Below are 12525 nucleotides of genomic sequence, written 5' to 3'. Positions count from 1 at the left end.
GCGCTATGATGTAATTTCGGTAGTATGAGCGTGGTTAGTGTCCAAAATTAGGGGGTTAAACCGAATCTGGCCTTACAGTTGCTCGCTTCATCAACCTGAGCCGCTGTAACTCCGTTTTTGGGCGTTACAGCTAGTGATTGACGTCTCCAGGCATTGGTTCAGGTGCTGTAAGGGTAAAATCTGGCCTTACAGTTGCTCGCTTCATCAACCTGAGCCGCTGTAACTCCGTTTTTGGGCGTTACAGCTAGTGATTGACGTCTCCAGGCATTGGTTCAGGTGCTGTAAGGGTAAAATCTGGCCTTACAGTTGCTCGCTTCATCAACCTGAGCCGCTGTAACTCCGTTTTTGGGCGTTACAGCTAGTGATTGACGTCTCCAGGCATTGGTTCGAGTGCTGTAACGGTAATATTCGGCCTTTCAGTTGCTCGCTTCAACAGCCTGACCGGCTGTAACTCCGTTTTTGGGCATTACAGCTATAAATTGACGTCATCAGGCATTGGTTCGGGTGCTGTAAAGGTAAAATTCGGCCTTACAGTTGCTCGCTTCAACAACCTGACCGGCTGTAACTCCGTTTTTGGGCGTTACGGCATTGGCCCGCCGTTGCCGGGCAGTGTGGGTTATATGTTGTAAATCCCAACCATTTCGCCTACGTAATGCCCCCATTGCAAACTGATGCCGAGGCAGTACAGTCACACCTTGTTCATACAACTGAATATTAACAAGATTGATTACTTATGATGCCAACGGAACTTCTCGCTATTCCTATACAAGGCTTACACAAAAGAAGCTTCACCTTCAACCATCATACTCTCGAGCATATGTAACCAAGAAACTAAGTATCTCAGCTTACCCACATGCGAGCCACCCGCAGGCTTCTAACTTATCCATGCAGAGCTGCGTGGGCGGCGGCCCATCACATGACATTAACAAGCAGCCCACACCGCCTAATAGGACTCTGACATAATCCGCTCCCTGTCCTCCCCCCTTTTTTCTCCGCGTGATCCCCTAAATTGAAGAGGCGCATGCAGCTAATCATCCATATCAAAAAAGCCTTCTACATCCCTAATAAAGGATATAGAAGGCTATATCGATGATTCCAGAAACTTCACGAGCCCGGACATCCATCCGCCTCTTTACTTAACGCAAGGATAACGACAAGATTAGGCCGGACTGCTCTCATTCCCTCGGGCTATTCCAGAAACTCGCTAGTCCCGTTCAACAGACTAATGATATCCCCCGAGCATTGCCTATGGCACGAACCATGATGTCAAGAAGGGTTAGACGTTAAGCGCCTGCTTCAACGCATCCGGCGAATGGTCCCACCATTCCGCATTATGTTCAACGAGCAGCTTGCGCAGCGCTGTCTTTTCTTCAACGCTAAGCTCATCCAGAACATAGCGGCGTTTGATCGCATAATCGAGATTGTTCACGTGCTGGGCGAGAATCTTCCAGCCCTTCCTCTCCTCCGTATCAATCAGCATCGGACACGCCGTCGCTCCGGCATAGTAGGAGCCCCCTTCATTACGGTCAACAGCTACCCATACGACCCAACAAAGCCGGCCGTTCGGTACATCCTCCTTGTTGGTGCTAAACCGGATGCGGCGCTCCACCTTGCTCTTTGCATGCATGGCGCCTACGTCAATGTAAGCTTCGCCATTATCGATAATCACACAAGCCACCTGGCTGAGATCAATCGTTCCCGCTCCGAAGCCCTTGTGTTCTTTATGACTTACAACGTTCAACGAGAGCTGCTTCTTCTCCTTCTTCGGCTCTCCCGCCGCATTCTCCGGCGTCTGCCCTTGTCCTTGTTCGTGCTCGCTCATATTCCTGTTCCCACCTTCCGCTATATTAAACCGCCTGCCTCGTACAGGTGCGGCCTCGTCGCTTCAAAGCTGCGGCTCAGCCTCTCGAGGAAGCCAAAATCCGCGTCCTGTGCAGCTTTTTTGCCTGTCCGCACTTTAATTCCATTTTAGCTAATAATCCGCGAAAAGCAAACATATACATGCTGTAGATGCTTGTCAACGGGAGGGAATCGTTCAATGACGCCACGTCACATCAAACGTTTGTTGCTCTTTGTGCTCGTAGCCGTCCTGCTCGGCGTGACGGCCCGGGAAGGATTCGGGGATGCCTGGGTTTCGCAATACACCTATGCTTTCGCACCGACGAAAGCCAATACTGCCCAGCGAGCGAAGCCCGCCCCCCAGTCCACAGCCGAGCCGGACTCCGTCATGCAGCCCAAGCCCGTGGAGCTCAGTAAGCGAGTCGTCGAATACCATATCGACGTTCAACTTAATGAGGAAACCAAGACGCTGCACGGCGAGCAGACCGTAACTTGGACAAACCCGGGTCAAAATCCGGTGTCCGAGCTCTATTTTCACCTCTATCCGAATGCCTTTCAATCGAAGGACTCGACGTTCATGCGCGAATCCGGCGGCCAGCTGAGAAACGATAAAGCAACGCTGGCGAGCACCGGCTCCATGCGCATTCATACGTTCGAGACAACGGAAGGTGAGAGTCTCCTGCCCCGGCTTCATTACGTCCAGCCCGACGACGGCAATATGAACGACCAGACGCTGGCCAAGCTCCGCTTACCCGAACCCGTTCCAACGGGGGCGAGCGTGACGCTGCGAATGAAGTTTGAAGTGAAGCTGCCCGAAGTCTTTGCCCGTATGGGCTATGCCGGCGACTTCGTGATGGCGGGACAATGGTTCCCGAAGCTTGCCGTTTATGAGACGGCCGGCACGCGAGGACGGTCAACAGAAGGCTGGAATGTACACCAGTATCATGGCAATTCAGAGTTTTATAGCGATTTTGGCATCTACAGCGTCAAAATAAACGTTCCCGCCTCCTACAAGGTTGCGGCAACCGGCTTCCAGACCAAACCGACTACCGTCACCAACGACCGCAAAACGTATCAGTTCTACGCGGACGACGTGCATGACTTCGGCTGGTCGGCTTCTCCTAATTTCCTCTATGCCGAGGAGCCCTTCTCCACGGATGGGGTACCCGGAGTACGTATCAAGCTCTATCTCGATCCGCTTCATGCCGACCTGAAGGACCGCTATCTGCATGCCGCCAAGTCAGCGCTTGCCAAATATGCGGAATGGTACGGGTCATACCCGTATTCGACGCTCTCCATTGTCGTACCGCCCAAAGGCGGCAATGGTGCAGGCGGAATGGAATATCCCACGCTCGTCACGGCATTCTCAGCGGAGAACGAAAACCCAGGCTACGAACTGGAGCGCACGGTCGTGCATGAGATCGGCCATCAATATTGGTACGGCATGGTCGCGACCAATGAATTCGAGGAGGCATGGCTCGACGAGGGGTTCACTTCCTATGCAGAGGACAAAGTGATGGCCAGCGAGTATGGTGTGGAGCCCAACCTGCCGGCAGAGGCCAGCTATATGACCGCCCCCGCGCCGCTCAAGCAATTATCGTGGTCTTACGACAACCATAATCATTATGCGGAAAATGTGTACATGCGTGCCAAGCTGGTGCTCGTCGGAATCGAGAAGCAGGTCGGCGCACCGACCATGCGGAAGATTCTGCGAACCTATTTTCAAAAGTATAAGTTCAAGCATCCCTCTACGGCGGACTTCCAGCGAGTCGTCGAGCAAGTAACGCGAACCAAGTGGAATGAATACTTCAGTCAATTCGTGTACGGCAAAGAAATGGCCGATTACGCGGTAGAATCCATCCACGTTCAGCCGGTGGAAGCAAGTGGAACGAAGCAGTACGAATCCATCGTGCTGATTAAGAAACGCGGCGGAACCAACGGACCGGTGCCGATCGTCTTCCAATTTGCGGATGGGACGACATTGCCGAAGATGTGGGACGGCCATGAAACCCATATTCAGTTCAAAATGGTGCATGCCTCTCCACTCGTCTGGGCGGCTATCGATCCGCAAAATACCAATGTGTTGGACAACAAGCACATTAACAACTTTATGAAGGCAGACCTCCCGGAGAAAACCCGCACACGTTGGAGCATTGCGGTCTCTAAGTTAATTGAAGGCTTGTTTACGTCACTGGCATGGTAAATCGCCTAATTCGCCTAGAAGAACTTAGGGTTAACGCGGGATCGCCTGGTCCCGCCCCGCTCCTTGGTCTTTACGAGACATACAGCAGGCAATTGGCCGCCATTGGCCTCGAAATGAGCAGGAATGAAAGGAGGCGCTCGCATGAGAAGCCATATGAAGCAAGGCTGGCATCGAACGATGAAGCATTTTTATATCATTATTATGCTGTTTGTCTATGAGCTGCTGTGGGGCTTTTTCTTATATCGAACAATCGAATCCATCCTCATCCCGCTGCTCAGACGCTACCCCGATACGCTTGGCGTGGACAACGCCGTGCAGATGTTCTTGACGGAGGCACAGTTCCAGCTGATTAAAACCGACATCGTGCGTCCTTATTTATGGCTGTTCGGCGGCTTGTTGGCAGGACGAATCCTCTTGACCCCCTTCATTAACGCCGGTCTGCTGTATTCGCTCCACCATACAACCGATGAAGGCGGCACTAAATTTCTGCACGGGATCCGCTCGGCTTGGAAACCAATTGCGCTGCTCTACTTTATTGAAACACTCTTCACGTTAGCACCCGCCATCTGGCTGCTTCCCAGGGCGCTGGATATCCTTCTCTCCAGCAATTCCATGACCGAGCTTCTGCAGCATACCGCGCCTTGGGCGGGAGGCTGGATCGCATGGGCGCTGCTGCTCCACCTGCTCTTTCTTGCCATGCAATTCGGTGCCGTATCCGGCAGCGGCTCAATGCGCGCATTGTGGAGCGCGTTTCGGCATCTCTTCCCCTTCGTGGGAATATCTATTGTGATGTGGGCTATCGCTATGCTGGCCGGCCTAACGATCGCCTCCGCCTCCATGCTATGGGCAGGCTTGCTGGCCCTTATCTTAAATCAAAGCTATCATCTCATACGCACGATCATCAAAGTATGGACAGTCGCATCGCAGTATGATGTGTGGCAGTCTAAGCAGGTCTAATTCTTCTAAACAAAATAAACAAACGGCTGAGCGGAAGGGTGATGCTCAGCCTTTTTGCGTCATCGTTTGTCGATATTCGTGGCACAGCTCCATCGCATTCTCGCGAATGACCTCCATTAACATCCAAACCCCGTAGAAAAAATGGCTAATTTTAAACGAAACGTCAATTAACCCGAAGCAGCTCCTATCGTGATGGAGGCACTTTCGGGTTTTTTGCATGAAATTTAGCCCTTGTACGAGCAAGTTGCGGAAAAGTTGCACTCTTAGAATTCTAATGTGTGAACAAATTGTGAACTTAGAAGGGAAAGGAAGAAAATCATCGAATAAATAGCGAGAATGAAATTTTTGCCGAATTCCCGCAAGGGAAACGGGGGAACCACTCTGGGTGAATTGATCCCGGCAGCCGTCTTCGCGGATGCCCGAGGTGATCATAGGGAGACCTTCAACCGAACCCCACAGCTAACCTCGTAGGCATTGGAAGGGGTTTCTATCTTTGAAAAAGGTTTCCGCTCTGCTGATTGGTCTCGCACTTCTGTTGACGTTCCAAGCTGGAAGCGTTTTCGCAGACTCCAAAATGGATGAAGTCATCAGCGACGTAATCGGCACGCCGTACAACTACGGCGGTACAACTACCAAGGGATTCGATTGCTCCGGATTCACGATGTACGTGTTCAAGAAACTCGGCGTCTCGATTCCGCACGCATCCTCCTCCCAATCCAAGCTCGGCAAAAAAGTCGCGAAGAGCGACCTGATCGCCGGCGATCTCGTATTCTTCAATACGAGCGGTAAAGGTATCTCGCATGTCGGCATCTATGTTGGAGACGGCAAGTTCGCACACGCATCCTCCAGCAAAGGCGTAACGATTAGCGGCCTCAGTGATACTTATTATGAGAAGCGGTATGTTACTGCCCGCCGCGTAATGAGCACTGCAACGTACGAGAAATTTGCCGATGAACCGTCTGACGAGGCTGTCGACGGTGTTGAAGTTGATTAATGAATCGAGAGATGTGAATCGGCATCCGTCACGATGTCGAGATACACAATAAAGCCGCAGTGATTTGTCGTTCATGACGAGCCCTGCGGCTTTGTTGTATTGGGAGTGCTAGGCCTGTACTTCTATATACACCGTAAAGACTTGCGTTCAAACAACCTTCGTGCCTTTGATGCCATTAAGAGGCGCCGCGATTCACCAGCCTCGCCCCAATGCGGTTGTTGCCTTGAAAATCGCCGCGTATAAAAGACTGCTCCATGGCGGCGAAGAAGCCGCTGTGTGCAGGGACGGCAGCTAATCGAAGATCATCGGCCGCGCACCCTGTATCTCACCCACCAGAACGTGCGACCCATCTTGACATCTAGCTGTGTAGCGACCGGAGCGAATATCTCATGCAGCTCGATAGCCGATTCGCAGCCCTCGCTGCGCCGGTCGGCGATTACGGCAGTCGCACCTTCGCCCAGCCGTTTGTGCCAAGCGGCCAGAAAGACAGGGCGCTCTTCGCTCGGCAGCTCTCCGATACAGAAGCAGGCGAGTCCTGCTTCATACGTACCGTCTACTTGACTCAGCTCGGTCACGCGCACAGCCTTCGTCGCAGGCGTCAAAAGCCGCGGAGTCCGCGCCCCTGCCACGCGGAGAACACTGCGTCCGGCAAGCGTCTGACTCACCGCGTCCTCCACCTGCACCCACTCTTTCCAACGTTCTTCCAGACTATTCCGCCATTTCCCCATCTCGTAACCTCCCGCTGCGCTGCAGCCATGATGTTATCCCTATACATATGAGCGCTGACTCGCAAACTGACCTAAAAGAAACAGCCCGCGCCGACCTTTGGACGAGAATCCCGTTTCTCCCCCTTACCCTTATGGAAGGTTGTATGCATGAAACTTATAAATTTGAACCCGATCAAAAAGAGGTATAATGAAACCATAATATCCCTGGCATATTTACCAATTATATGGACAGCCCTTGTTCTGCAGGAGGGATCGCTTCTTAACCTTTCACGAAAATCAAAGGCCGTCTATATGCGCTCATACACCCTGTTCACAAATCACAATTCTGCAAAGGAGCCGATGTCTCTTGTCCCAGCACTCACCTGCTCTCTCCGTGTTCCATCCCATTCTCGCCGGCTGGTTCGCCCAAACGTTCGGGGAGCCGACAGACGTCCAGCTGCAGGCATGGGCTTCCATCCTCTCTGATCAGCATACGCTCATTGCGGCACCGACCGGTTCCGGCAAGACGCTCGCGGCATTGCTGCCCTGTCTGGACAAGCTGGCCAAAGCCAAAGCCTCTTCCCGTTCCGGCTGGAAGCCGGGGGTGCGTATTCTCTATGTGACACCGCTAAAAGCACTGAACAACGATATCCAGCATCATCTGACAGGCTTTATGGAGGCGATTGAACGGTATGCTGCCACCGAGACGGCTTCGGACGGTCCCGTCTGGATGGGCATACGCACTGCTGTTCGAACGGGGGATACCCCTGCGAGCGAACGAGCAAAAATGCTGCGTCGACCGCCGGATGTACTGGTCACAACGCCTGAATCGCTCTATCTCATGCTGACCTCAGAGAAGGGCCGCGCGATGCTGCAAACCGTGTGGACGGTCATCGTCGATGAAATCCATGGAATCGCCGGCGACAAGCGCGGCGCTCATCTTTCCCTTACCTTGGAACGGCTATCTGCATGGTGTTCACAGCCGATTCAGCGCATAGGCGTCTCCGCGACGCAGAAGCCGCTCGAGCGGGTGGCCCGCTTCTTGGGCGGCTGGGATCCTTCTTCAACCCAGATGGGCAGCACATCGCATCCGCTTGGCTATCATCCACGACCAGTCACAATCGTTGAGAGCACCATGGTGAAGACGATGCAGGTGCGGGTCACCATGCCCGACTTCAGTCAGCCCGCCAAGTCCCGTGAAGGGGTGTGGGTCCCGATCGTCGAACGGCTGCTGCAGCTGATGACAGGAGCACGGTCGGTGCTGCTGTTCGTTAACAGCCGCAGGCTGTGCGAACGGCTGGTGCTCCGGCTGAATGAGCAAACCGGCTTCGAATTCGCGCGTGCCCATCATGGCAGCTTGGCGCGCGAGCGCAGATTAGAGGTAGAAGGCATGCTGAAAAACGGAGAGCTCCGCTGCCTCGTTGCCACCTCTTCGCTGGAGCTCGGCATCGATGTTGGCCATGTCGACCTCGTGCTGCAGGTCGATCCGCCTATGGATGCCGCGTCCGGGATCCAGCGCATCGGCCGGGCGGGGCATGCCGTAGGCGATGTCAGCCGCGGGTTTATTGTTCTGCGCAGCCGCGGACAGCTTCCCGAGGCAGCCGTCCTCTGCCGCAACATCGCAAGGCGGGATATCGAGGAAATCCGGCTGCCGGATCAGCCGATCGATGTGCTATCCCAGCAGATCACCGCCATTGTGGCTGCGGAGAATATAACCGTCCGCGCATTGCTGGAGCTGATCGCCGGGAGTGAATGCTATCGCAATTACACGCGCGCTCAGTTGGACGCAATCCTTAAGGTGCTTGCCGGCTTCTATCCGTTCGCGCGGCCGCTCATCGACTGGAATCGCGATCGGGACATGCTCAGCAAGCGGGCTAACACGTCCGTAGCGGCGATAACCGGCGTGGGTACAATCCCGCAATCCTCGGCGTATCCCGTCCATCATGCGGACAGCCGTGTTCATCTGGGCGAGCTCGATGAAGATTATATCCATGAAAGCCGTGCCGGCGACGTCTTCCAATTGGGAACGACTTCCTGGATGATCAGCCGCATCGAGCAGGACCGTGTCTATGTGAAGGAAGCGCCGAACCGCTTCAGTGAAATTCCTTTCTGGAATAATGAGCCCGGCGGCAGACGTGTCGAGCTGGGAATTCAGCTTGGACATTTTCTCGGGCAGCTGACGGAGCGGCTGGCGCTGGATCAACGGTTCCTGCCGGGCTCAGCCGAAGCATCCGCCGCTGAGACGGAGGCCGAGCGGGAGCGAAAGGATGCTGTGATCCGCTGGCTCGATACAGATTACGGACTCGACTCGGCCTCGGCTTCCGAGCTGATTGAGCTCATCTACGCGCAGCATAAAGCGCTGGGATTACCTACCGACAAGCGCATCTTGATCGAGCATTACCGCGATCTGACCAATCAACAACGGATCATTATCCATAATCCGTTCGGCCGGCGCCTGAACCGGACGTGGCTGCTCGCGATCGAGCGCCAGTTCGAGAAGCTGCTTCCCTATCGAATGTATGGCAATGCCAAGGACAACGGCATCGAGCTGGTGCTGCCTGAATGGGATGCCTCCTGGCTGCGGACATTGTGGCATATTACACCCGCAAGCGTTGAGCCGCTTCTGGCGGAAGCCATATCGGGCTCGCCTATGCTCGGTATTTCCTTTCGCCGAATTGCTGAGACATCGCTCCTGCTCTCGCGCAGCTTCACGCGCACGCCAATGTGGCAAAAGCGGCTTCGCAGTGAAGAGCTGCTGAAGCATGCGCTGCCGTATGCGGAGCATTTTCCATATTTACAAGAGGCCATGCGGGAAAGTCTGCACGTCTATATGGATACGAATGGATTGAAGCAGCTGTTGGAGAACATCGCGGAGGGCCATATTGAGATCGTTGTCAAAGAAACGAACAGCCCCTCCCCGTTTGCGATCCAGTTTCTCGCGGATTACGTCAATACGCAGATTTATGAGGGAGATGGCTTTAACGATGCAACCCGGCTGCAGCTGCTCAGCGTAAGCAAGTCGCTCGCTGGCGAGCTGTTCGGCGCGGAAGCCGTGCAGAACTCCGTCGATCCTGGCATTATCAGATCCGAGGAGGAGAGGCTGGATAGCCCTGCACTCATTCCGGCTACCGCCGAGGAGCTCTTCGCCCTTCTTAAGAAGCGCGGTGACCTAACGACGAAGGAGCTCAGCAAGCTGGCCGGGGGTACAGAAATCAGCTATTGGCTGGAACAGCTGGAGGGTCAGGCCCGCATTACCTCCTATTCATTCGACAATAGCGCGGACGGCGTTCGCTGGATTTGTACAGAAGAGCTGGAGATGTACGAAGACTTCCCCGATACGGAAAGCGCCATTGCCTTCGTAGCAGGACGCTATGCCGAGCACCGACTCTCCTTCACCGACGACGATCTGCGTCAACGATACGCCTTGTCAGCGGAACAAGCCCGGCTTGTCATCGACAGCCTGCTTGCCCTTGACCGAATCGAACAGGCTCCCTTTGCCGCTACCGAGCACGAGCGGATCTGGACCAGCCGCAGCGTGGCCAAGCGGCTTATTCGTCTCACCCTGGAAGAAGCCCGCAAGCAGGCCGATCCGGTCGATCCCGTCCGCTGGTGCTCCCAGATGGCCCTGCTCCAGCATGTTCTGCCCGGCACGCAGCTAAGCGGGATCGATGGCTTGCGAACCGTGATTGGCCGTTTGCAAGGATTCTTCCTCCCGGCTTCTCACTGGGAATCGATTATTTTCCCGGCACGCGTGACCGCCTATCGGAAGGATGAGCTGGATCTGCTGTGCGCCTCGGGTGAAATCGTCTGGATCGGCAAGAAAGAAGATGGCGAGAAAGAGGGCAAAATTGCCTTCTTCCTCGCCGAATCCAAGCCGCTGTATGCACCTTATGTGAATCAGCGCGCCGGTCTCGTCCCAGCGACCAAGCACCCAGAGCTGCTCGCCCTGCTGCGAGACGGCGGTGCAAGCTTCCTGACAAGGCTTAGCCGGGATACCGGAAAGATACCTTCCGAGCTGCTGGCGGATTTAATCGATTTAGTCTGGGAAGGACATGTCTCCAATGATCAATTCGCCCCGCTGCGGCTGCAGCTTCAAACAAAGGGCAAACGGCTCGCCAAGACCGGCTCCGGCCAGGGGCGCTGGTACTGGACGGGCTCGTTGACGGAAACAACGGATATGAGCCTTCCACCCTCCTCTGCAAGCGACGGCGAGGAGGCCGTGCAGCCGGTTATTTCTGCAGCAGGGACGGACTTCTCCGAATCAGCGCTTCATTGGACGCAGCATCTGCTGGACAGCTGCGGCATCGTATCCAAGGAGCTTGTCGCGCAGACCTCCCCGTTCAGCTGGGATGAGCTGCTGCCCGTGCTTCGGCAGTTGGAGCACTGGGGCGTTGTCACTCGCGGACTGCTCGTTCAAGGCGTGCCCGCGTTGCAATTCGCACGTCGCGAGCTCATCGCCTCGGTCCATCAGCCGCTCATGGGGCTGGACCACGAGGATGATCTCACGGTTCTATCTGCCGTCGATCCGGCCAACCCATTCGGACTTACCGCAGACTGGCCGGTTGTCCAAGGAGCAGGCTTCGCCCGCAAAGGCGGCAATTATCTGGTAATGTCTCACGGGCGCTGGCGATACTGGCTCGAGAATAACGGCCGCAAGGTCGTGGAAATCCCTGCCGGGGGCACCCCCTCTCAGGATGCGAGCCTGCAGTCTGGAACTGACACCCCCACCGGCACAGAAACCGATCCGGGCGCGCTTGCAGAGCCTGCCATCTTGAAGCAAATGTTCCGGATCATTATGCGCCGTCAGGCATTAAGCAAAATCAAAATCGATCGCTGGAATGGCGAGGATATTACGGAGTCTGCCGCTGCCGCCCCGCTTCGGGCGCTGGGCGCGGAACGCGATAACCGCTCGCTCGTGCTCTGGCCCAGCCAGCTGCAGTAACCGGCTGCGTTGACCTATCATGAATATCGATGACGATCCGAATCAGATCGATAACAAAAATGACGTGCCGGAGAACTGCTCTCCGCACGTCATTGTATGTTTATCGTCAATCACCAATTGCACCTTACCGTTACTTCTCTGCGTTACCAACCAGCAGTTAATGACATCAGATACCTCGCATCGGCCGCATTAATCCCCGGTGTACCGATAATATTCGACGGCCGGTCAGCACTCCACAGAAAACGGATGACATCGCTCAAGGAAACATCGCCTTCTTCACTCGGATGCAGAAGGTTGCGTAAATCTTCTTTCCCGCGCTCCGTCAAAATTCGATATTGATCGATTTGTTCGACTGGTACTTCACAGGAATAGGAATGAAAGGTACCTTCCGCAATCGCAACTTCTATACCAGTTACCTCATCCCATACGGAACCAGATGGTTCATCGACCGGAGGATCCAGTTCGGAACCCTCTGGCGGTAACTCCTCATCGAGCAGCACGGAGATCACCAGTGTACTCGATTCTAAATAGGCGCTTTCAACCCTTATGCTCGAATTCGACAAATCCGTAATTTGAATATTCTCTGGATTTATTTCTTGATATTCATATTCGCCTTCAACCATCATGTTGCTGAACTCGATATAGATTTGATTGCCGTCGATGGAGCCGGAAATCGGCTTAGGACTAGCTTGACTCGTCTCGCCTTCGCAAGGGTCACCAGTCGCCCCTGCTATACTCATAGGTATAAGGCCTGCTAGCACGGTCAATGTAAGCAACAACAACCTCTTTTTTCGCATATAACCCATCCTTTTTGTACTTATCTATCGAAAATTCTACCATAGTTTAATACGCCGCTGCTATCGTATTTTTATATTTTCTACCA

7 protein-coding genes and 1 riboswitch are annotated in these 12525 nt (G+C 54.4%); of the genes, 4 read left to right on the top strand and 3 right to left on the bottom strand.

The genetic code is table 11. The features are described 5' to 3' along the window. Positions 1-1276: 1276 nt before the first annotated feature. Positions 1277-1822 carry a YwhD family protein gene (locus NNL21_RS24425; RefSeq protein WP_204820935.1) on the bottom strand — a complete coding sequence of 182 codons (546 nt, stop codon included), beginning with the start codon at positions 1820-1822 and terminating at the stop codon, positions 1277-1279. A gap of 216 nt (positions 1823-2038) precedes the next feature. Between NNL21_RS24425 and NNL21_RS24420 the strand changes: the two genes are divergently transcribed. The 3 genes from NNL21_RS24420 to NNL21_RS24410 all read left to right on the top strand — a co-directional run bounded on the left by NNL21_RS24420 (position 2039) and on the right by NNL21_RS24410 (position 5993). Then, positions 2039-4042, top strand: coding sequence for a M1 family metallopeptidase (locus tag NNL21_RS24420; protein ID WP_204820936.1), 2004 nt, complete (start codon positions 2039-2041; stop codon positions 4040-4042). Positions 4043-4183: 141 nt separating this feature from the next. Next, a complete protein-coding gene (locus NNL21_RS24415; protein ID WP_204820937.1) occupies positions 4184-4999 on the top strand; it encodes a hypothetical protein in 816 nt (271 codons plus the stop codon). Between the two features lie 336 nt (positions 5000-5335). Further along, a riboswitch (cyclic di-AMP (ydaO/yuaA leader) is annotated at positions 5336-5488 on the top strand. Between the two features lie 4 nt (positions 5489-5492). After that, positions 5493-5993, top strand: a complete 501-nt coding sequence (locus NNL21_RS24410) for a C40 family peptidase (RefSeq protein ID WP_256555448.1) — start codon at positions 5493-5495, stop codon at positions 5991-5993. A 302-nt stretch (positions 5994-6295) separates the two neighbouring features. On the opposite strand, the gene NNL21_RS24405 is transcribed toward NNL21_RS24410, so the two are convergent. Then, positions 6296-6721, bottom strand: a complete 426-nt coding sequence (locus NNL21_RS24405) for a hypothetical protein (RefSeq protein WP_204820938.1) — start codon at positions 6719-6721, stop codon at positions 6296-6298. Positions 6722-7067: 346 nt separating this feature from the next. Between NNL21_RS24405 and NNL21_RS24400 the strand changes: the two genes are divergently transcribed. Then, positions 7068-11642, top strand: coding sequence for a DEAD/DEAH box helicase (locus tag NNL21_RS24400; RefSeq protein WP_204820939.1), 4575 nt, complete (start codon positions 7068-7070; stop codon positions 11640-11642). Positions 11643-11785: 143 nt separating this feature from the next. Here the strand turns inward: NNL21_RS24400 and NNL21_RS24395 are convergent, their stop codons facing one another. Then, on the bottom strand, positions 11786-12382 hold the full coding sequence (locus tag NNL21_RS24395; protein ID WP_204820940.1) for a hypothetical protein: 597 nt from the start codon (positions 12380-12382) through the stop codon (positions 11786-11788). Positions 12383-12525: the final 143 nt, after the last annotated feature.

The organism is Paenibacillus mendelii (assembly GCF_024498075.1).
Taxonomy (GTDB): domain Bacteria; phylum Bacillota; class Bacilli; order Paenibacillales; family Paenibacillaceae; genus Paenibacillus_Z; species Paenibacillus_Z mendelii.
Note: the sequence above shows the minus strand (reverse complement) of the source record. Positions and strands in the feature narration are given on the sequence as shown.